This window comes from Streptomyces sp. NPDC048197, from assembly GCF_043202395.1.
Taxonomy (GTDB): domain Bacteria; phylum Actinomycetota; class Actinomycetes; order Streptomycetales; family Streptomycetaceae; genus Streptomyces; species Streptomyces siderophoricus.
Map to the genome: position 1 here is coordinate 1 of NZ_JBIDAJ010000053.1, position 20,953 is coordinate 20,953.

The 20,953-nt window shown below is 72.4% G+C and carries 18 protein-coding genes; 8 read left to right on the forward strand and 10 right to left on the reverse strand.

Translation table 11 applies throughout. The annotated features are described in order from the left end of the window. Positions 1 to 245 precede the first annotated feature (245 nt). The 3 genes from cseC to ACGF4C_RS36900 are packed head-to-tail and all read right to left on the reverse strand — an operon-like array spanning position 246 to position 2,782. Positions 246 to 1,547 carry a two-component system sensor histidine kinase CseC gene (gene cseC / locus ACGF4C_RS36890; protein WP_393572624.1) on the reverse strand — a complete coding sequence of 434 codons (1,302 nt, stop codon included), beginning with the start codon at positions 1,545 to 1,547 and terminating at the stop codon, positions 246 to 248. An 8-nt stretch (positions 1,548 to 1,555) separates the two neighbouring features. Then, entirely contained in the window at positions 1,556 to 2,266 is a 711-nt protein-coding gene (gene cseB / locus ACGF4C_RS36895; RefSeq protein ID WP_351536993.1) for a two-component system response regulator CseB, read from the reverse strand. Between the two features lie 9 nt (positions 2,267 to 2,275). Then, a complete protein-coding gene (locus ACGF4C_RS36900) occupies positions 2,276 to 2,782 on the reverse strand; it encodes a hypothetical protein (RefSeq protein ID WP_393572627.1) in 507 nt (168 codons plus the stop codon). On the opposite strand from ACGF4C_RS36900, the gene ACGF4C_RS36905 reads away from it, so the two are divergent. Next, positions 2,781 to 3,014, forward strand: coding sequence for a hypothetical protein (locus ACGF4C_RS36905; protein ID WP_393572629.1), 234 nt, complete (start codon positions 2,781 to 2,783; stop codon positions 3,012 to 3,014). The genes ACGF4C_RS36900 and ACGF4C_RS36905 overlap by 2 nt on opposite strands. Before the next feature lie 451 nt (positions 3,015 to 3,465). On the opposite strand, the gene ACGF4C_RS36910 is transcribed toward ACGF4C_RS36905, so the two are convergent. Both ACGF4C_RS36910 and ACGF4C_RS36915 read right to left on the reverse strand, forming a co-directional pair. After that, complete coding sequence (locus ACGF4C_RS36910) at positions 3,466 to 4,032, reverse strand: SigE family RNA polymerase sigma factor (RefSeq protein ID WP_030417146.1); 567 nt, start codon at positions 4,030 to 4,032, stop codon at positions 3,466 to 3,468. A gap of 671 nt (positions 4,033 to 4,703) precedes the next feature. Then, complete coding sequence (locus tag ACGF4C_RS36915; protein WP_362147499.1) at positions 4,704 to 5,663, reverse strand: A/G-specific adenine glycosylase; 960 nt, start codon at positions 5,661 to 5,663, stop codon at positions 4,704 to 4,706. 959 nt (positions 5,664 to 6,622) lie between these two features. On the opposite strand from ACGF4C_RS36915, the gene ACGF4C_RS36920 reads away from it, so the two are divergent. From ACGF4C_RS36920 to ACGF4C_RS36930, 3 genes are all read left to right on the forward strand, one after another. Next, a complete protein-coding gene (locus tag ACGF4C_RS36920) occupies positions 6,623 to 7,129 on the forward strand; it encodes a pyridoxamine 5'-phosphate oxidase family protein (RefSeq protein WP_393572631.1) in 507 nt (168 codons plus the stop codon). 461 nt (positions 7,130 to 7,590) lie between these two features. Beyond that, entirely contained in the window at positions 7,591 to 8,439 is an 849-nt protein-coding gene (locus ACGF4C_RS36925; RefSeq protein WP_393572633.1) for a hypothetical protein, read from the forward strand. Positions 8,440 to 8,767: 328 nt separating this feature from the next. Next, positions 8,768 to 9,757, forward strand: a complete 990-nt coding sequence (locus ACGF4C_RS36930; RefSeq protein ID WP_393572635.1) for an NAD-dependent epimerase/dehydratase family protein — start codon at positions 8,768 to 8,770, stop codon at positions 9,755 to 9,757. A gap of 28 nt (positions 9,758 to 9,785) precedes the next feature. Here the strand turns inward: ACGF4C_RS36930 and disA are convergent, their stop codons facing one another. Further along, positions 9,786 to 10,910 carry a DNA integrity scanning diadenylate cyclase DisA gene (gene disA / locus ACGF4C_RS36935; protein WP_030415811.1) on the reverse strand — a complete coding sequence of 375 codons (1,125 nt, stop codon included), beginning with the start codon at positions 10,908 to 10,910 and terminating at the stop codon, positions 9,786 to 9,788. A gap of 144 nt (positions 10,911 to 11,054) precedes the next feature. Beyond that, positions 11,055 to 12,467 (reverse strand): DNA repair protein RadA, encoded by a 1,413-nt coding sequence (radA, locus tag ACGF4C_RS36940; RefSeq protein ID WP_393572637.1) that lies wholly within the window; start codon positions 12,465 to 12,467, stop codon positions 11,055 to 11,057. Positions 12,468 to 12,708: 241 nt separating this feature from the next. Between radA and ACGF4C_RS36945 the strand changes: the two genes are divergently transcribed. Continuing rightward, the gene (locus tag ACGF4C_RS36945; RefSeq protein ID WP_393572639.1) at positions 12,709 to 14,592 is read left to right on the forward strand and encodes a sigma-70 family RNA polymerase sigma factor; all 1,884 of its coding nucleotides are present in this window, start codon (positions 12,709 to 12,711) and stop codon (positions 14,590 to 14,592) included. A gap of 50 nt (positions 14,593 to 14,642) precedes the next feature. Here ACGF4C_RS36945 and ACGF4C_RS36950 read toward each other — a convergent pair whose 3' ends face one another. Beyond that, positions 14,643 to 15,479 carry a hypothetical protein gene (locus ACGF4C_RS36950; protein WP_393572641.1) on the reverse strand — a complete coding sequence of 279 codons (837 nt, stop codon included), beginning with the start codon at positions 15,477 to 15,479 and terminating at the stop codon, positions 14,643 to 14,645. Positions 15,480 to 15,573: 94 nt separating this feature from the next. On the opposite strand from ACGF4C_RS36950, the gene ACGF4C_RS36955 reads away from it, so the two are divergent. The 3 genes from ACGF4C_RS36955 (at position 15,574) to ilvD (ending at position 19,683) form a co-directional block, all read left to right on the forward strand. Continuing rightward, on the forward strand, positions 15,574 to 16,497 hold the full coding sequence (locus ACGF4C_RS36955) for a Ppx/GppA family phosphatase (protein WP_393572643.1): 924 nt from the start codon (positions 15,574 to 15,576) through the stop codon (positions 16,495 to 16,497). 299 nt (positions 16,498 to 16,796) lie between these two features. Next, a complete protein-coding gene (locus ACGF4C_RS36960) occupies positions 16,797 to 17,621 on the forward strand; it encodes a sugar phosphate isomerase/epimerase (RefSeq protein ID WP_199816451.1) in 825 nt (274 codons plus the stop codon). Between the two features lie 208 nt (positions 17,622 to 17,829). Continuing rightward, positions 17,830 to 19,683, forward strand: a complete 1,854-nt coding sequence (gene ilvD / locus ACGF4C_RS36965; protein WP_393572646.1) for a dihydroxy-acid dehydratase — start codon at positions 17,830 to 17,832, stop codon at positions 19,681 to 19,683. A gap of 73 nt (positions 19,684 to 19,756) precedes the next feature. Here ilvD and ACGF4C_RS36970 read toward each other — a convergent pair whose 3' ends face one another. Beyond that, entirely contained in the window at positions 19,757 to 20,038 is a 282-nt protein-coding gene (locus ACGF4C_RS36970; protein WP_393572648.1) for a DUF397 domain-containing protein, read from the reverse strand. Continuing rightward, positions 20,020 to 20,862, reverse strand: a complete 843-nt coding sequence (locus ACGF4C_RS36975) for a helix-turn-helix domain-containing protein (protein ID WP_393572650.1) — start codon at positions 20,860 to 20,862, stop codon at positions 20,020 to 20,022. Before ACGF4C_RS36975 ends, ACGF4C_RS36970 begins: the two co-directional genes overlap by 19 nt. Between the last annotated feature and the right edge of the window lie 91 nt (positions 20,863 to 20,953).

Genomic DNA, 20,953 nt, shown 5'->3' on the forward strand with positions numbered 1-20,953 from the left:
GTGTGGACGTAAAGCGTCAGCAGTCCACACAACCGGCCCCGGAGGTCCGTCACCGCACCCGACACCCACCCAGCCCGCCGCAGGCGCAACGGCGACCAAGCCCCGCGGCGCGAGAGACGGGTACGTACGGGGCGCCGCAAAGCGCACCGGCGAGACGACCCGCGGCGGGACAGACGGGTACGTACGGGGCGCCGCAAAGCGCGCACCGGCGAGACGACCCGCGGTGGGACAGACGGGTACGTGGGCTACCGATCCGGAAGGTGGATGACGGGAAAGCTGCCCGTATTCGTCGGGGCGTTCTCCGGTAGCCAGAGGACGGAGATCGCGCCCGTCGAGCCGTCCGTCACTTCGTCCGCGTTGCGGAAGGTCAGACGTGCGCCCAGCACGCGGGCCTGGCCTGCCGCGATGGTCAGGCCCAGCCCGTGGCCGCGGCCCGCCCGGTCGCTGCTGCCGGTGCGGAACCGGCTCGGCCCCTCGCGGAGCAGCGCCTCCGGGAAACCGGGCCCGTGATCGCGCACCCGCAGCACCCGGCCCTCGACCGTCACCTCGATCGGCGGCTTGCCGTGCCGCGCCGCGTTCGCGATCAGATTGCCCAGGATCCGCTCCAGCCGGCGCGGATCGGTGGTCGCCTCGGAGTCCCGTACGACATCGATCCGGATGTCCGGGTCCAGGGCCCGCACCCGGCGGGTGACGAACTCGCCCAGCGCCACGTCCTGCAGCTCGGCGCGCTCGGCGTAGCCGTCCAGCCGGGCCACCTCCAGGACGTCCTCGACGAGCGTCCGCAGCGCCTGCGCACGGTCCCGGACCAGCTCCGACGGGCGGCCCGGCGGCAGCAGCTCGGCCGCGGTCAGCAGACCCGTGACCGGCGTACGCAGCTCATGGGCGATGTCCGCGGTCACCCGCCGTTCGGCCTCGATCCGCTCCTGGAGCGCGTCCGACATGGCGTCCACCGCCCACGCCAGATCGTCCGTCTCGTCCCGGACCCGGCCGCCGACCTCGTCCCGGATCCGTACCGACCGGTCCCCGTCGGCCAGCTTCCCCGCCGCCGCGGCCGCCTTCCGCAGCCGCTTGGACAGCCGCCCGCCGACCAGTACGCCCAGCGCACAGCCGCCCACCACCACGGCGGTCGAACCGATCAGCAGCGCCTGGTCGAGATCGTCCAGCACGGCGAAACGGTCCGGGAAACGGTCGTGCATCGACAGCACCCGGCCGTCGCTCAACGGCGTCGCCGCCCACACCTCCGGCGCCGTCTCCCCGGTGTCCTGCAGATACGTCGCGCGCTCGTTCTCCGCGACCTCCCGGCGCAGCGGCCCCGGCAGCGCCGGATCGTCGAGCTTCGCCCCGAACTGCAGCCGGCTGGTCGACTCGAAGATCTTCTGGGTGAAATTCAGCCGCTCGACCTGCACGTCCCGGCTGTTGTCGAGCATGGAATGGCGGGCCGCATTGTGCACGACGAGGCTCAGCGCGATCGCGACCAGCGCTCCGACGAGCGCGATCGCGGCACTGAGCTTCCATCTCAGCCCTGTCCGCAGGGCCAGCCTCACCACCGCCGGCGTCAGCCTCTCAGCTTGTATCCAAAACCGCGGACCGTCTCGATCCGGTCCTGGCCGATCTTGCCGCGCAGCCGCTGGACGTGGACGTCCACGACCCGGGTGTCACCGCCCCAGCCGTAGTCCCACACCCGCTCCAGCAGCCGGTCGCGCGAGAGGACCGTACCCGGCGCGTTGGAGAACTCCAGCAGCAGCCGCATCTCGGTCGGCGTCAGCGCCACGTTCTCGCCGCCCTTGCGGACCTCCATGCCCTCGGTGTCGACCTCCAGATCACCGAAGCGCAGCACCGCCTCGTCCGGGCCGGCGTCCGCCGCCGCGGCCGGCTTGGCGCCGTCCGGGCCACTGGCATGGCCGAAACGGCGCAGCACCGCACGGATCCGCGCCACCAGCACCGCCCCGTCGAACGGCTTGGTGACGTAGTCGTCGGCACCCGCCTCCAGGCCCAGCACCACATCGATCGAGTCGGCCCGCGCCGACAGCATGATCACCGGAACCGTCGACTCGTCCCGGATCCGCCGGCACAGACTCACCCCGTCCAGCCCCGGCACCATCACGTCGAGCAGCGCGATGTCCGGACGGTTCGCACGGAACGCCTCCAGCCCCGCGAGCCCGTCCGGCATCGCGGTGACCACGAATCCGTCCCGCTCCAGCGCGAGCTGCGTCGCCTCACGGATCACGTCATCGTCCTCGACGAAAAGCACATGGGTGTCGGCCATGCGGTTGTCTCAACCCTCCGGTCCCGCGCCGCTGTCATCCGGCGCCGGGATGCTGTCGACGGTGGTCTTGCTGTAGTCGGTGTGGTACTCGTCGTCCTGGCGGAAGCGGCCGCCCGCCCAGCGGTACGTCGTCACGTCCTCACCGGACGGACAGCACACCTGGTCGCCGGCCGCGTAGGTCTGCTTCGAAACCTCCAGCTGACCCTTGTTGACCGCGGCCGAGACCGACGGCTGCTCATTGGCATACACGTTGTCATACCCGTCCTTCGCCCCGCTGTCCCTGCGGTACACGTAGGACCCGATCCCCACCGAATCCGCGCAGGTCATGACGTTGACGATGACATCGGGCGACGAACCGCCGGTCAGCGACGCGTACGTCACCTCCACCGGATACTCGTCGGCGGCGCACGGCTTGTACAGGGACTTCTTCACATCCGCGCCGACCTTCGGATCGTTGCGCATCAGCCGGACCGCGTCGACCTTCTTGTACCCGGCCGACGAGGTCGGACTCGGCATGCTGCTCGCCGCCGCCTTGGGCGCCGGGGTGCTGCTCGCCGACCCCTCGCTGCGCACACCCTCGCCCCCCGGATTGCACCCGGCCAGCAAAAGGCCGACGGCGGCCACCCCCGCCGTGGCCGCGCCGCCTCTGGTCAACCCGATCCTGGTCAACCTGTTCCTGGACAATCCGCTCCTGCTCACCGTGCTGCTCGCACAGCCGCCGATCCCGCTGCTGTTCGTGAGTGACTGAAGGGCCTGAAGGCCGAGTGACTGACGTGCCTGGAGGCTCTGAAGGCTCTGAGGGTTCTGAAGTGACGATAGTCGTCGGTCTGCGTGGGGGTCGTGGTCCTCGTGGTGCTTGTGATCCTCGCAGTGCTTGTGATCCCGCGGTGGTCGTGGTCCTCGTTGCTGAGTGAAAGCCGTCATCGCTACGGAATGCCGTCCGCCGAGCGGCGCGCTGCCGTCCGGCGAAGCCGTTCCTGAGGTGTTCCGAGAGGTTCCCGGGGGTTCCCGAAGTGTTCGGGGGTGTTCCGGGGAGTGCCCCGGGGGTTCCCGAAGTGTTCCGGGCTGTTCCGGGGGTGTCCCGGGGTATTCCCTCATGCGATTGTGACGCCTCGACCGGTGAACCGTACGACTCCGGACCACGTGACCGTTTTCACACATTTGTCACGCGCGTGCCCGGGGAGCCGCTCCTCCGCACGTCAGGCCGCGCACCGCTCCTGGTCCTGGCGCGCCCGCTCCTGCTCGCCGCGCTCCAGCATCCGCGCGTCGATGTCGCGGGCCTGCAGCTCCTGACGCAGCCGCGCCAGCGCACGGTGCAGCGTGCTCTTGACCGTGCCCGTGGACATCCCGAGCGCCGCAGCCGTCTCCTCCGTGCTCATCTGCTCCCAGTGCCGCAGCACGACCACACTGCGCTGCTTGGGGGCCAGCACCCCGAGGATGTCCATCAGCAGCGCCCGGTCCGCGCGCTGCTCGGTGCCGTCGTCCACGCTCGCGTCCGGCAGCTGCTCGGTGGGCACCTCCTCCAGCTTGCGGGCCCGCCACCACTCCGTACGGGTGTTGATCATGACGCGGCGGAGGTAGGCGTCGGCCAGCGACTTGTCCGCGATCCCGTCCCAGCGGCCGTACGTACGCACCAGCGCCGTCTGCAGCAGGTCCTGGGCGTCGACCGGATCGGGCACCAGACGCCGGGCGCTGCGCAGCAGGGCCTCCTGCCGCGTCCGCACGTACTCTTCGAAGTCCAGTACCTTGCCGCCGCTGGTCGCCATCCCGACGCCTCCGATCCGCTTGCGATTCCCCACGTTGACTGCGCTGGCGGTCATCTCCAGCACGTGGAAGACGCTACGGAGGGGGTGTTGCGACGTAATGTGCGTGGGCCCCACAGCGAGTGCACGGAAAACCCTCGGTTGTGTAACAGCCCGCCGGGGGTCATACCTCGGGGGGACGGCGACCCCCGCCCCGTCATACTCCGGACGGACAGCACCCCCGCCCAAAGGCCCATGAGGCTTACGGCATTCGTCATGACACCTGCCGGGCAGCCGCCGTGGCAGCCGTCGGGCGGCTGTCGTGACACCCGTCGGGCAGCTGTCGGGCGTTCGTCATGGCATCCGTCATGGCTACTCGTCTACTCGTGCAGCGCACGAGTCCCCGCCAGCGGGTTACCGTGCCGCCGCCCGACCGAAGAATCACCATCCAGCCAATTACCGCCCCTTTTCAGCCGTGAAAGCCAGTCAGGGGCGGCTGCGTGCGCAGCCGCCCCTGGGGGAGGTGGGCGGTGTGGGTGTGCGGGGGTATGTGGGGGCCGGGCGGCGGTTGCGTAGGGGTGCCCACGGGCGCGGTTACGCACGGGCAAAGGCGAAGTACCGGCACCAGTAACTCGGCCGACTACTCGCTCGAACTCGACCGACTACATCGATCGAGCCCGAGCTCCGGGTCCCGCCTACGACAGCGGCAACCGGTACCGGCCACCGCCCACCGGCTCCACCAGGCCGTCCGAGACCAGCCCGTCCAGTGCCCGGGCGCGCTGCACCGGCTCGTCCCACACCGCGTCCAGCACCTGCTGCGGAACCGGCGCCACCGCCTCCCGCAGCACCGCGAGCAGCTTCCCGCGCACCTGCCGGTCGGTACCGGCGTACGTCTGGGTGCGCCGCGGCGGACCGTCGTGCGCCGGGGAGCCGGCCAGCCGCCACGCGCACCGCGAGGCGATCGGGCAACGGTGGCACTCCGGCGTGCGCGCCGTACACAACAGCGCCCCCAGCTCCATCGTCGCCGCCGCCCAGCGCGCCGCCAGCCCCTCGTCCTCGGGCAGCAGTTGGCGGGCGAGCTTGCGCTCGGCGGCGGTGGTGGCGTTCGGCGGGAACTGCCGGCCGGCGACCGCGCGCGCGAACACCCGCCGCACGTTGGTGTCCAGCACCGCGTGCCGCTGCCCGTACGCGAACGAGGCGACCGCCGCGGCGGTGTACTCGCCGACGCCGGGCAGCGCCAGCAGCTGGGCGTGCTCACGCGGGACGTCACCGCCGTGCCGCTCCTGTATGGCGGACGCGGCGGCGTGCAACCGCAGCGCGCGCCGCGGATAACCGAGCCGGCCCCAGGCGCGGACCGCCTCGCCCGGCGCCTCGGCGGCCAGGTCGGCGGGGCGCGGCCAGCGGGCCAGCCACTGCTCGTACACCGGCAGCACTCTGCTGACCGGCGTCTGCTGGAGCATGAACTCGCTCACCATCACACCCCAGGCGCCCGCCTCGGGGCGGCGCCAGGGCAGATCGCGGGCATGCTCGTCGAACCAGTCGGTGACCGGCCCGTGCAGCGCGGTCCCGTCTGCGGCCTCCGCGGCCGGAACGGCGGCGGAAGCGGTCTCGGCGGCGTCGGACGTGGCAGATGAGGTGACAGGCGTCGAAGTCATGGCACCGACGATCCTGGCACGTCCGCACGCGCCCAGGAAACGCACCGGCCGCGCCCCGCCGCACGCCCACCCACTCGCAGGACGACCACATACGCACGCTTGGCCGCTACCGCCGGTACGCCACCCCCGCAAGACCGACTCCGCAAGCCTTACCAAAACTCATTACACTCCGAGGGAACTGATTACTCTCCGTAATCGTTGCCGGAACAAGAAGGAGGCGACAAGGCAGAACGACAAGGCGGACCAAGGCAGGACGAGGGAGGACGAGGCAGGACGAGGCAAGCAGGGTAGATAAGGCGCGGCGAGGCAGGGCCGGGCAGGCTGGAGACGCGGCGGGGCCGGACAGGGCGCGGCAGGACCGAGCGAGGCGGAGACGCGGGAGAGTCGCGCAGGCGGGGGTGCGGCACGGTCGGGCAAGGCCGGGGACGCGGCAAGGTCGGGCAGGCTGGGGACGTGGCAGGGCACGGTCAGCTGGGCGCATGGGCGCATGGGCGGCTGGGCGGTTCAGCCCGAGGTCGGCTCGGGGCCAGCCGAGGGCCGCTGGAAAATGCACGGGGCGCAGGAAGCGCAAGGCGCAGGGCGCAGGGCGCAGGGCGCGGGTATAGGGCAGGGCACAAGGCCGGGATACGGATATGGCGAAGACGAACGACAGCGACAGGCAGATGCCCGAGACACCAGAAGCGAGTGGTGGCCGTACGGCGAAGCCGGACAACAGCGCCGGCGAGCCCTTGCGCAAGCGCAACAGTGCCCCTGCGCGTGGCGGGGAGCCCGTTCGTGGCGGTGGGCCCGTTCGTGGTGGGGAACCCGTACGAGGCGACCGGTCCGTGCGCGGCAACCGGTCCGTGCGCGGCGATGAGTCAGGGCGTGGCGGTGACTCGGTGCAAGGTGGCGAGTCAGTGCATGGTGGCGAGTCGGTGCATGGTGGCGCGGCAGTCGGGAGCTCCCCGCCCTGCCCGCGTGTGATCCAGCAGGCACTGGCCGCCCACACGACGGTCACCCTGGCGTACGTGGACGAGGACGGCCCCCAGGCCTGCGCGGTCCTGTACGCCACCGACACTGCCGCCGCCCCCGCCGCCCCCGCCGCCCCCGCCGCCCCCGCCGCCGCGAGCGGTGCGGTCGGCGGGCCGGTGCTGTACTTCGTCACGGCGACCACGACGCGCCACGGACGGGCTCTGGCCGACCCGGGGGCACGGGTCGCCTTCACGGTGCAGCGCGACGGCCAGGAGTGGAGCGCGCTGACGGGAATTCAGGGCAGGGGTCGCTGCCGGACTCTGTCGGGCGCCGAGCGAGACGCCGGCTGGCGGGCCTATACCCGACGCTTCCCCTTCGTCGAGGCGGACGAGCGGCTCCGGGGCGCGTTGGAACGCACCACCCTCTGGGAACTACGCCCTGACTGGCTACGGCTGATCGACAACGGCCAGGGCTTCGGCCACAAGGTGGAGTGGCCGCCTCCGGAGGGGGCGTAGGCGCTGGGTGCCGCCGGGAACGCTACCCGCGCGGTGGCCCGGGGGGATGCTGCCCTATGCGGTGGCCCAGAGGATGCTGCCCGCGTGGTGGGCCCGGGGATGCTGCCCGCGTGGTGGGCCCGGGGATGCTGCCCGCGTGGTGGGCCCGGGGATGCTGCCCGTCCTGTGGTTTGGGGGGTGCTGCCCGCACTGTGGGGGCGCTGCCCGCGCCGTGGGGGTGGTGGGTTGGTCGTGGGGCGAGGGGTGGGTGTGGGTGGTGGTGCATGAGGGCGGTGGGGGTGTGGGGTTGGGCGGCGGTGCTTGGGGGGTGGTGGATGTGTGGGGTTGGTGGGGTGGAAGGGGTGTGTGTGGGGGGTTGGGCGGGTGTGGGCAGTGAGGGCCAGGCTGATCATGGGAAAAGTTGCAGTCTCATGCGGCGGGTAGTGGCCGGTGCGGCTGCTGATCTCTCGTAGAGTTTCCGCGTGGGATCACTGCGCAATCCGATCGGGCCGCTTCCCTCCTCCATCTACTGGCGGCGGAGGGCCATTGCGCTGGCCATCGTCGTACTGCTCGCCCTACTGGTCGTGTGGGCCCTCAACTTGGGCGGCGGCGACAACAGCGGCGACGAGGGCAAGGGCGGTGCGCACGGCAAGGGGCCCGCGACGTCGATCACGCCCGGACCCTCGTCCGCGGGCCCGGCGATCAGCCAAAAGCCGGGCGGGCGCGGTGAGTCGGGGTCCGGAGGGGAGTCAGGGGATGACTCCGGTTCCGGCAGTGGTGCGGGCTCGTCGGACGGCGGGAGCGGCGCCGGCGGTGAGGACGGCGGGGCCGGCGGTGGTTCCGGGGGCGGAGCGTCGGGCGGTGGCGCGGGAGCCGGCGGGCCGATCGGCCAGGGGTCCGGGAAGGGTGTTCCGGCCAGTTCTTCGTTGCCCAACTGCACTGATCCCGATGTCGAGTTGGTGCTGCGGAGCGTGAAGGGCTCGTACGCGCCGGGCAAGAAGCCGCAGTTCGAGCTGACCGTCAAGAACACGGCCGACGCGGCCTGCAAGGTGGACCTCGGGCGGAAGGCGGCGGTGCTCACGATCAGCGACGCCGCAGGTGACGACCGGGTGTGGGCCTCGAACGACTGCCCCTCGGGCACCGCGCCGGCACTGTTGCAGGTGCCGGCCAACGGCTCCGTGAAGCGCACCGTCGAGTGGGACCGTCGGGCGAGCGGACCGCAGTGCGCGACGCCCAGTTCGGCCATGGTCCCGGCCGGCAAGTACCGGATCGAGGCCAAGGTGCCGGGCTTGAAGTCCGCCCGTACGTCGTTCGTCCTGGCAGAAGACTGAGCCGCGTCGCCCCCGTCGTTCATAGCGTCCCTCGTTCATAGCGCCCCCTCGTCCACTGTTCGGGCGTCGTCGTCCACTGTCGGGCGTCGGCCCTCGGCGGGCGTCGGCCAACGTAAGGGGTCGGGCCTCGGGGCGAGCGTTGGGTGTGTGCGTTCACCACCGTTGGCCGTTCACCGTTCACCGTTCACCGTTCACCGTTCACCGTTCACCGTTGGGCGTGAGACGTCCGCGGTTCGGAGGCGGGGGCTCCGGTAATTCCGCTGGTAGGGATTCCGCTGACGGCGTGCGGTGCTGGTTCGGGTCGGCGCGGTCCGGCACAGTCGGCGGTATGAAGCTACTGATGCTGGGCGGTACGGAGTTCGTGGGGCGGGCGGTCACCGAGGCGGCGCTGGCGCGGGGTTGGCAGGTGACGGTCTTCCACCGGGGGCGGCATGCGGCGCCGGAGGGCGCGGCGGTCCTGCACGGTGAACGGGGGGAAGTGGGCCCGGAGGGCCTCGCGGCGTTGCGGGCCGGGGAATGGGACGCCGTCGTGGACACCTGGAGCGGTGCGCCCTCGGCGGTGCGGGACGCGGCGCGGCTGTTGGCCGGGCGGGTCGGCAGGTATGCGTACGTGTCCAGCCGGTCGGTGTACGCGTACCCGGCGGCGTACGGGCTGGACGAGGACGGGCCGCTGGTGACGGGGTCCGCGGATGCCACGGACGCCGAGGACTACGCGGCGGCCAAGCGGGGCGGGGAGTTGGCGGCCCTGGAGGCGTTCGGGGAGCGGGCGCTGCTGGTGCGGGCCGGGCTGATCCTCGGGCCGTACGAGAACATCGGGCGGCTGCCGTGGTGGCTGGGCCGGATCGCCCGTGGTGGGCCGGTGCTCGCGCCGGGGCCGCGGGAGATGGCGCTGCAGTACATCGATGTGCGTGATCTCGCGGAGTGGACGCTCGACGCGCTGGAGGCCGGGCTCGGCGGGGCGTACAACCTGGTGAGCGAGGTCGGGCACGGCACCATGGGGGAGTTGCTGGAGAGCTGTGTGGAGGTCACCGGCTCGGACGCGGAGCTGCGCTGGACGGCGCCGGAGGACGTGCTCGCGGCCGGTGTGGAGCCGTGGACCGAGTTGCCGGTGTGGCTGGCGCCGGGTGAGTTGCGGGATGCGATGTACGGGGCGGATGTGTCCCGGGCGCTGGCGACGGGGCTGCGGTGCCGGCCGGTTGCCGAGACGGTGGCCGATACGTGGGCGTGGTTGCGGAGCATCGGCGGGGTGGCGCCCCAGCGTCCGGACCGGCCGGCGGTGGGGCTGGCGGAGGCGAAGGAGGCGGCGGTTCTGCGGTAGGCCCCGAGGCCCCCTCCACCCGCCCCACCTACACGTACCGCTCCAGGATCGAGGATTCCGCCAGGCGGGAGAGGCCCTCGCGGACGGAGCGGGCGCGGGCTTCGCCGACGCCGTCGACGGTCTGGAGGTCGTCGACGCTGGCGGCGAGGAGTTTCTGGAGGCCGCCGAAGTGGTCGACGAGGCGGTCGATGACGGTGCCGGGGAGGCGGGGGACCTTCGCCAGGAGGCGGAAGCCGCGCGGGGAGACGGCGGAGTCGAGGGTCTCGGGGGCGCCGCTGTAGCCCAGTGCGCGGGCCACGTTGGGGAGTTCGAGGAGTTCGGCGTGGGTGAGGGAGTCCAGTTCGGCGAGCGCCTCGGAGACCGTGCGGGCGCGCTTGGCGGTGGGCTCGGGGACGTAGTCGCGGACGACCAGTTCGCGTTCCGGTTCGACGCCGGCGATGAGCTCTTCGAGCTGGAGGGCGAGCAGCCGGCCGTCGGTGCCGAGTTCGACGACGTATTCGGCGATCTCGGTGGCGATGCGGCGGACCATTTCCAGCCGCTGGGCGACGGCGGTCACGTCCCGTACGGTCACCAGGTCCTCGATCTCCAGGGCGGAGAGGGTGCCGGCGACCTCGTCGAGGCGGAGCTTGTAGCGCTCCAGGGTGGCCAGGGCCTGGTTGGCGCGGGAGAGGATGGCCGCGGATTCCTCCAGGACGCGGCGCTCGCCGTCGACGTAGAGCGCGATCAGCCGCATGGACTGGCTGACGGAGACGACGGGGAAGCCGGCCTGGATGGAGACGCGCTGGGCGGTGCGGTGGCGGGTGCCGGTCTCCTCGGTGGGGATGGAGGCGTCGGGGACGAGCTGGACGCCGGCCCGGAGGATCTTGGTGATGTCCTTGTCGAGGACCAGTGCGCCGTCGAGTTTGCACAGCTCGCGGAGGCGGGTGGCGGTGAATTCGACGTCGAGGACGAAGCCGCCGGTGCACATGGTCTCGACGGTCTTGTCGAAGCCGAGGACGATCAGGCCGCCCGTGTTGCCGCGGAGGATGCGCTCCAGGCCGTCGCGCAGGGCCGTGCCGGGGGCGACGGCGCTCAGCGAGGCGCGCATCAGGCTCTCGGTGCCGGATCCCCCGCCGGACCTGCCGGGAGTCGATGCCCGGTCGTTGGCTGCCACTGCACTCCTCCGTCGCACGGTCTGTCGGTCCGCGGGCCGCCCGGCCCTTGCTGTGGTTGATGCATCAGCCTGTGGTTGGCGTACCAGCGGAGCGTACGTGGCCGACAGGCAATTCTGCGGTGACGGGCGAGACCAGGGCAAAGTCTACCGGCGCACACCCTCCTCCTGTGGGGCCTCCCGGCGTACGCGCTTGGGCAGGACGGTGAGCGCCTGTCCGACGTCGGCGACCTCCATCACCCGCATCCCGTCGGGGATCTTGCCGGGGTCGGTGGGGACGAGGGCGTGGGTGAAGCCGAGCCGGGCGGCTTCGGAGAGCCTGCGCTGGACGCCGGTGACGCGTCTGACCTCGCCGGCGAGGCCGACCTCGCCGATGGCGACGAGGTTCTTGGGCAGCGGGGTGTCGCTGGCGGCGCTGGCGAGGGCGAGGGCGACGGCGAGGTCGGCGGCCGGTTCGGTGAGCTTCACGCCGCCGACGGTGGCGCTGTAGATGTCGCGTTTGCCGAGGGCGCTGATCCGGCCGCGCTGTTCGAGGACGGCGAGCATCATCGAGACGCGGGAGGTCTCCAGGCCGGAGGTGGTGCGCCGGGGTGAGGGGATCTGGGAGTCGACGGTGAGCGCCTGGACCTCCGCCACCAGCGGGCGGCGGCCCTCCAGGGTCACCGTCAGGCAGGTGCCGGGGACCGGTTCGTCGCGGCGGGTGAGGAAGAGGCCGGAGGGGTCGGCGAGCCCGGTGATGCCTTCGTCGTGGAGTTCGAAGCAGCCGACCTCGTCGGTGGTGCCGTAGCGGTTCTTGACGCCGCGGACGAGGCGGAGGCGGGCGTGCCGGTCGCCTTCGAAGTGCAGGACGACGTCGACGAGGTGCTCCAGGAGGCGGGGGCCGGCGATGGCGCCGTCCTTGGTGACGTGGCCCACGAGGAGGGTGGACATGCCGCGTTCCTTGGAGGCGCGGATGAGGGCGCCGGCGACCTCGCGGACCTGGGCCATGCCGCCGGGGGCGCCGTCGATCTCGGGGGAGGCGACGGTCTGGACGGAGTCCATGATCAGCAGGGACGGCTTGACGGTGTCGAGGTGGCCGAGGACGGCGGAGAGGTCGGTCTCGGCGGCGAGGTAGAGGTGGTCGTCGAGGGCGCCGATGCGGTCGGCGCGGAGCCGGACCTGGCTCGCGGATTCCTCGCCGGTGACGTAGAGGGTGGGGTGGGCGGCGGAGGCGGACTTGGCGGCGGCGTCCAGGAGGAGGGTGGATTTGCCGACGCCGGGCTCGCCGGCGAGGAGGACCACGGCGCCGGGGACCAGGCCGCCGCCGAGGACGCGGTCGAGCTCGTCGACGCCGGTGGAGCGGGCGGTGGCCTGCTTGCCGTCGACCTGGCCGATGGGCAGGGCGGCGGTGGTGACCCGGCCGGGCGCGGTGGTGCGGACGGCGGGGGTGCCGCCGAACTCCTCGACCGTGCCCCACGCCTGGCATTCCGGGCAGCGGCCGAGCCACTTGGCGGTGGTCCAGCCGCATTCGGTGCAGCGGTACGAGGGGCGGTCCTTGCCCGGCGCTTTACGAGTTGCCATGGGGATCACCGTAGCGGCGGGGTCTGACAGTGCCGCGTCCGCCGCCGGGCCCCGCCCCGGGGCCGTTGCCCGTCTCGTCTCCCGCCGCCTCGTTGCTCCGACCGGGTGGCGCACGCCGCGTGCGCTTTGGGCGCCGCGGGCGGTTCCTGTCCCCTTTTGAGGGAGATGGTCACCCGTAAGGGTTAAAAGTGGTCCGGGAGAGTAAGTCCGGCTGCATCATCCGCCTACCGTCGCCGGGGTGATGAGCAGCAGGCCCGAGCACCCCACGGGCGTACACCGGTCGCGCGGCGACGACCGGCGCCGGAGCCGTCCGCAGTCCGCCCAGCCGTCCTCCCGGCCCCTCCAGCCGCCCGCCCCGGGTGTCCCGGAGGAGCCCGGTGACGGCTATCAGCCGTATCTGGACGGCCTGTTCACCTACTGCCTGTCGGTGCTGTGCGAGCACGACGCGGCGACCGCGGTGCTCGGCGAGATGCTGGCGCTCGCCGAGCGGCACCACCACCGTCGCCCGGCCGACCCGGCGCTGCACCGCGCCTGGCTGTACGCGCTGGCCCGCTGGGCATGTCTGCGGCGGCTCGCCGAGCGGACCGGCACCGGCTCCCGCTCCGGAACCGGCTCGGGCATCGGCACCGTCGCCCCCGCCTCCACCTCCACCGGCCCGGCCACCGGCCCCGCCACCGCCACCGGCTCCGGTCCCGTGGCGGCCCGCGAGGGCGAGCGGCGGCAGCGGGAGCTGGCCGTGCTGGCCTGGCCGGAGGCCGCGGGCACCTCTCCCGGGCAGCGGGAGGCGCTGGAGCTGTCGGTGCGGCACCGGCTCTCCGCCGACGAGGTCGCCGCGGTGCTCGGCGCCGACCCGATCGCCACCCGCGCGCTGCTCGCCACCGCCTCCTGCGAGGTCGAGCGGACCCGGGCGGCGCTGGCCGTCGTCGAGTCCGGCCGGTGCAAGGAGGTGGCGCAACTGGCGGCGGACAGTCAGGTGCTGCTGGGGGCGGCGCTGAGCCGGGAGCTGGTGCGGCACGTCGACGACTGCGTGACCTGCCGGCGGACCGCGGAGCGGGCGACCGTGCCGGGGTCGTGGCCGGGCACCGCGCCGGCGGTCCGGGGTTCGCTGCCGCTGGTCGCCGCGCCGCAGGAGGCGGTTCTGGGGGCGCTGGCGGCGGCCCGGCGGTCCCGTACGGGCCGGGCCGACGGCTCCGCCGTTGCCGGACGCCGCGGCCGGTCGGGTGGGGCAAACGGTTCTCCTCGCTACGACCGCAGCGGTTTCCCGGCGGGCCCGCCGCCGGACCGGTCGGCCCGGCGGCGCAGGCTGCGCGCCCGGGCCCTGACCACGACGGTGGTCGCCACGGTCATCGCGGCGCCGGTGCTGGCCCTGTGGGCGGCCTACCGCGGGGCGCCCGCCACGGGGGAGACCGCGGCGGACGGCACGCCCTCGGTGACGGCGAACGACACGGACGCCGGGGCGCGCCTCGACGGCCGGTACGAGAACGCCGGGAACGCCAGGACGACGCCGTCGCCGGCCACCCGGGCCGACGGCCGGACGCCGGACGTGTCGGTCGCGGTGATCGGCGCGGACGGCACCCCGCTGCGGCCGGGCGAGGCGGACCGTACGGCGACGGGTCCGGGGCGGCTGACGGTCGCGGCGCAGCCCAGCGGCGGCACGACGGCGATCACGATCAGCGCGTCCGGCGGTGAGCCGGTGCACTGGACGGCGACGCCGGGCGCGGCATGGCTGCAGATGAGTCAGACGGCGGGCTATCTGCGCCCCGGGCAGTCCACGACGGTCACGGTCTACGTCGACCACGACCGGGAGCCGGCGGGCCGCTGGCGGACCCGGATCGCCATCCACCCGGGCGGCACCGCGGTCACGCTGGAGGGCTACGGCGGCCCGGCGACCGGACCGCAGGGCCCGTCGCCGGCCGGCCCGTCGCCGTCGCGTCCCCCGCACACGCCGACGCCCACGGACCCCACCCCCACGGCTCCGGCGCCGACCCCGTCGCCGACGAGCCCGACGCCCGGCCCCTCGGACCCGTCGCCGACCCCGTCGCCGAGCGGCCCCACGGCGACCTCCGGGCCGACGCCCTTCAAGCCCTCGGACACCCCGTCGAACACGACCCGCCCGGCCCGCTGAGCGGCGGGCCGGGCGGGACCGGGCGGGGTACGGCGGTGGTTCCGGTGGGCCTACGGCCGGGGGTCCGCCGGGTGCGGGGCCATCGGCAGCTGCGCCGCCAGCCGCTGTTCGCACAGCTCGGCGAGCTTGGCGTAGCCCTTCTTGCCCATCAGCTCGGTCAGTTCCGGCTTGTACGAGACGTAGACCGGTTCGCCCGCGCCGTGCGCCGAGGTCGCGGAGGTGCACCACCAGTGCAGGTCGTGGCCGCCGGGGCCCCAGCCGCGCCGGTCGTACTCGCCGATGGTGACCTGCAGCACCTGGGTGTCGTCGGGCCGGTCGATCCAGTCGAAGGTGCGCCGGACCGGCAGCTGCCAGCAGACGTCGGGCTTGGTCTCCAGCGGCTCGCGGCCCTCGCGCAGCGCGAGGATGTGCAGCGAGCAGCCGGCGCCGCCCTCGAAGCCGGGACGGTTCTGGAAGATGCAGGAGCCCTGCCAGCGGCGGGTCTGCCGTTCGCCGTCGTCGTCGACCTCGACCCAGCCGCTGTCGGTGCCCACGTCGTGGAACTGCCACAGGTCGGGCGTGAGCCGCGCCACGTGCTCGGCGACCCGCTTCTCGTCGTCGTCGTCCGAGAAGTGCGCGCCGAGCGTGCAGCACCCGTCGTCCGCCCGGCCGGCCTGGATGCCCTGGCAGCCGCTGCCGAAGATGCAGGTCCAGCGGGACGTCAGCCAGGTCAGGTCGCAGCGGAAGATCTGTTCGTCGTCGGCCGGGTCGGGGAAGGTGACCCAGGCGCGGGCGAAGTCGAGTCCGACCTCGTCGGCCGGGGGCTGGTTCCCCTCGGCCGCCTGGGCGCGCCGCTTTTCTGCCTTCTTCGGCGCTTTTTCGTGCTTCGCCTTTTTCGTCTTTGCCACGGGTCCAGCGTACGGCGCGTTCCGCTGCACCCGGAGGGGCCGGGGGCCCACCGCGCCGACGAGCCCTGCCGGGCGTCGCAGTAGGTTTCCCCGTATGAGACTCGGTGTCCTCGATGTGGGTTCGAATACGGTCCATCTGCTGGTGGTGGACGCACACCCCGGCGCGCGGCCGTTGCCCGCCTACTCGCACAAGGCGGAACTGCGGCTGGCCGAGCTCCTCGACGACGGCGCGATAAGCGAGGCCGGGGTGGAGCGGCTGGTGGCCACCGTCCGGGAGGCGCTGCAGGTGGCCGAGGACAAGGGTGTGGAGAGCGTGCTGCCGTTCGCGACGTCCGCGGTGCGGGAGGCGTCGAACGGGGAGGACGTGCTGCGCCGGGTCGCCGAGGAGACCGAGGTGGAGCTGCAGGTGCTCTCCGGTGAGGACGAGGCGCGGCTCACGTTCCTCGCCGCCCGCCGGTGGCTGGGCTGGTCCGCGGGCCGGCTGCTGGTCCTGGACATCGGCGGCGGTTCGCTGGAGATCGCCTACGGCCTCGACGAGGACCCGGACGTGGCGGTGTCGCTGCCGCTGGGCGCCGGCCGGCTGACCGCGGCCGGGCTGCCCGGGGACCCGCCCGATCCCGAGGACGTCCGCACGCTGCGCCGCCGGGTGCGGGCCGAGATCGCCCGCGTGGTGAGCGAGTTCAGCCGCTACGGCACTCCCGACCAGATCGTCGGCACGTCCAAGACGTTCCGGCAGCTGGCCCGGATCGCCGGTGCCGCCCGCTCGGCCGAGGGTCTCTACGTCCAGCGCGAGCTGACCCACAAGAAGCTGGAGGAGTGGGTGCCGAAGCTGGCCGGGATGTCCGCGCGGGAGCGGTCCGAGCTGCCCGGGGTGTCCGAGGGCCGGGCGCGGCAGCTGCTGGCCGGGGCGCTGGTCGCCGAGGCGGCGATGGACCTGTTCGGGGTGGAGACCCTGGAGATCTGCCCGTGGGCGCTCCGCGAGGGAGTCATCCTGCGGCGGCTGGACCACCTGCCGTAGGTGCCTGGACCCACCTGCCGTAGGTGCCTGGACCGCTTGCCGTAGGTGCCCGGGCCACCTGCCGTAGGTGGGTGTCCCCTCGGGTCCGGCCGGGCCGGCGGGCTGGTGCGTAGGGCGGCTGCGGCGGTTGCCGGACCGGCCCGGGCCGCGGGCGGAGGCGAAGACACGCACGTGAGACTCGTCACGCCGCCGATCGGCCCCGCCACCTGCGTACCCCCCGCCCCACAAGCCACAACGGCGGACGCGAGGGGCCCGGACCTCCCGCCCTGCGCACAGCTCCGGCCCGTACGCTGTCCCTCGTGACAGAGCCTGTGGTGCGCATCCCGGATGCGAAGGTCGCGCTGTCCACGGCCTCGGTGTATCCGGAGTCGACGGCGACGGCCTTCGAGATCGCCGCGCGCCTGGGCTACGACGGCGTCGAGGTCATGGTGTGGACCGACCCGGTCAGCCAGGACATCGAGGCGCTGCGCCGGCTCTCCGACTACCACGGCGTGCCGGTCCTGGCCGTGCACGCGCCCTGTCTGCTGATCACCCAGCGGGTCTGGTCGACCGACCCGTGGGTCAAGCTGCAGCGCGCCCGCAACGCCGCCGAGAAGCTCGGCGCCTCCACCGTGGTCGTCCACCCGCCGTTCCGCTGGCAGCGCAGCTACGCCCGGGATTTCGTCCGCGGGGTGTGGCGGATGGCGAACGAGACGGACGTGCGGTTCGCCGTCGAGAACATGTACCCCTGGCGCTACCGCGACCGCGAGATGCTGGCGTACGCCCCGGACTGGGACCCCACCAACGACGACTACCGGCACTTCACCGTCGACCTGTCGCACACCGCGACGGCCCGCAACGACGCGCTGGACATGGTGGAGCGGATGGGCGACCGGCTGGCGCACGTCCACCTCGCCGACGGCAACGGCTCCGCCAAGGACGAGCACCTCGTACCGGGCCGCGGCAGCCAGCCCTGCGCCGAGGTGCTGGAGCGGCTGGCCGCGAACAACTTCTCCGGCCACGTGGTCGTCGAGGTCAACACCCGCCGGGCGATGTCCGCCGCCGAACGCGAAGCCGACCTGGCCGAGGCGCTGGCCTTCACCCGGCTGCACCTGGCCTCGCCGACCTGGGTGCCGGGGTCCTGACCGGGTCTCCTGCCGGCACGGGGAGAAACGGTCCGCCTGGCCGGCCCGCCGCGGTGGGTGCGCTCCCGGCCGTCCGCACTCCGGTCACCCGTCTCACATACCGGAGTCAGTGTCCGGATCTTGGATCAAGAGCGTAACCTCGGGATCAGCTGCGGTATGCCGCTGCTGCTGTACGGCTGAACGTACGTATCCCGAGGGAGTGACCATCGTGCCCGAGCTGAGGTCCCGCACCGTTACCCACGGCCGCAACATGGCGGGCGCCCGCGCCCTTATGCGCGCCTCGGGCGTAGCGGGCGCGGACATCGGCCGCAAGCCGATCATCGCCGTGGCGAACTCCTTCACCGAGTTCGTGCCGGGCCACACCCACCTCCAGCCGGTCGGCCGGATCGTCAGTGAGGCGGTCAAGGCGGCCGGCGGCATCCCGCGCGAGTTCAACACCATCGCCGTCGACGACGGCATCGCCATGGGCCACGGCGGCATGCTGTACTCCCTGCCCTCCCGCGACCTGATCGCGGACAGCGTGGAGTACATGGTCGAGGCGCACTGCGCCGACGCGCTGATCTGCATCTCCAACTGCGACAAGATCACCCCGGGCATGCTGAACGCCGCGCTGCGGCTCAACATCCCGACCGTCTTCGTCTCCGGCGGCCCGATGGAGTCCGGCCGGGCCACCCTCGTCGACGGCACGGTCCGCACCCTCGACCTGGTCGACGCGATCTCGGACGCGGTGAACGACAAGATCTCCGACGCGGACATCCTCCGCATCGAGGAGAACGCCTGCCCGACCTGCGGGTCCTGTTCCGGCATGTTCACCGCCAACTCGATGAACTGCCTGACCGAAGCCATCGGCCTCTCCCTGCCGGGCAACGGCTCGGTGCTGGCCACGCACACCGCCCGCAAGGCGCTGTACGAGAAGGCCGGCCGTACGGTCGTCGAGCTCACCCAGCGCTACTACGAGGGCGGCGACGAGTCGGTCCTGCCGCGCAACATCGCCACCTTCGACGCGTTCGAGAACGCCATGGCCCTGGACATCGCCATGGGCGGCTCGACCAACACGATCCTGCACCTGCTCGCCGCCGCCCAGGAGGCGGGCGTCCCCTTCGGCCTCGAAGCGATCGACGCCGTCTCGCGCCGGGTCCCCTGCCTGGCGAAGGTGGCTCCCAACGTCGCCAAGGACCGCACGTACTACATGGAGGACGTGCACCGCGCCGGCGGCATCCCGGCCCTGCTCGGCGAGCTGCACCGCGCCGGCCTCCTCAACGAGGACGTGAACTCCGTCCACAGCCCGTCGCTCGCCGACTGGCTCAAGACCTGGGACGTGCGCGGCGGTTCGCCGTCCGCGGAGGCCGTCGAGCTGTGGCACGCGGCGCCGGGGTGTGAGCGGTCCGCGGAGGCCTTCTCCCAGTCCAAGCGCTGGGAGGCGCTGGACGAAGACGCCGAGGGCGGCTGCATCCGCTCGGCCGAGCACGCCTACTCCAAGGACGGCGGCCTCGCCGTCCTCAAGGGCAACCTGGCCGTCGACGGCTGCGTCGTGAAGACCGCCGGTGTCGACGAGTCCATCTGGACCTTCGAAGGCCCGGCCGTGGTCTGCGAGTCCCAGGAACAGGCCGTCGAAAAAATCCTCAACAAGCAGGTCAAGGACGGCGACGTGGTCGTCATCCGCTACGAGGGCCCCAAGGGCGGCCCCGGCATGCAGGAGATGCTCTACCCGACCTCGTACCTGAAGGGCCGGGGCCTGGGGAAGACCTGCGCGCTGATCACCGACGGCCGCTTCTCCGGCGGCACGTCCGGCCTGTCCATCGGCCACGCCTCCCCCGAGGCGGCCGGCGGCGGCACGATCGCCCTCGTCGAGGACGGCGACCGGATCCGCATCGACATCCCGAACCGCACGATCGAGCTGCTGGTCGGTGACGAGGAGCTGGCGGCCCGCCGCGAGGCCCTCGGCGGCGTCTACGCCCCCAAGAACCGCGAACGCAAGGTCTCCGCGGCCCTGCGCGCCTACGCCGCGATGGCCACCAGCGCGGACAAGGGCGCGGTGCGGGACGTGAGCCTGCTGGGCTGAGGCCCGCGGCCCCTGAAACGGCTCCGGCCCCCGTCGCGTGCGACGGGGGCCGGATTGCGTAGATCGCCTACCGCTACAGGCCGCCGTCCTTCACCGCCGTGACGAACGCCCCCCAGGCCGCGGCGGGGAAGACCAGCGCGGGGCCGTGCGGGTCCTTGCTGTCACGGACGGGGACGAGGGCGGGGTGGTCGTCGGAGACTTCGAGGCACGCGCCGCCGTCCGGGTTGCTGTGGCTGGACTTGCGCCAGGTGACGGTGCTCAGGAGGTCATCGGACACCTCGATGCACTGGCCGCCGTCGGAGTTGCTGTAGCTGGACTTGCGCCACGTGACGGTGCTCAGGTCGATGGCTCGCACGGCACTTCCTCCAACATCCGCATGACGAACTTCCGCGATTCGGCCGGGCTCAGGGCCAGGTCACGCACCGCATCGTACGCGCGTTGCAATCGCTCAACCGGCCCGGTTTCCTCGATGAGTTCACCACGATGGGCGTTCTCGGTGTAAGCCACGGTTCGGCCGTCGGGGAGTCGCAGGAAGATCACGTCCGTACTGACTAGGCCGTGAGGACCGGAATCATGAGGCAGTACATGGAGCGTGATGTTCGGGCGCTCGGCTGCCTCGGCAAGAGCCTGCAACTGCCGCTGCCAGTCCTGGCTGTTGGGCAGAGAGGTGCGCAGCACAGCCTCGGACAGGATCGTCCGGAAGGGCGGTGCGTCTTCACCGGTCAGCAGCTGGCGGCGGCCTATGCGTGCCTCGACCTGGCGTGTCAGCTCGTCGCCTTTGATGCCGCCCACCGCGAGCACCGCACGTGCGTACTCCGTCGTCTGCAGCAGTCCGTGCACCGTGCTCACGCCGAAGTGCCACAAGCTCACCGCCTCCGCCTCCAGCGTCATGTACCGCCGGTACCGCTCGCGGAACTGCGTAGGATCCCCCGCCGCCAACTCCCAAAGCGTCAGCAGCAGTCCAGGTGTCCCGTAGTGCTGGTCCAGGGCCTGGACGACCTCGGGGCTGCCGAGGGTCTGGCCGCCCTCCATCTTGCCGAAGAGGGACCAGTCCCAGCCCAGCGTCTCGCCGAGCTGGCGGAGGCTGTCGCCCTTGCGGGTGCGCAGTAATCGCAGCTCCTCCACGAAGCGTTGGCGCGGCTCCTGGCTGCGGCCGGTGACCGCTCGTCTCGGCGGCATGGCGACCTCCTTCGTGGAAGGTGTGGAACTAGCGTCACGGCGCGACGAAGTACGCCCGGCAAGGGGCATTCGCGCCCTTCTCCGCATGCAT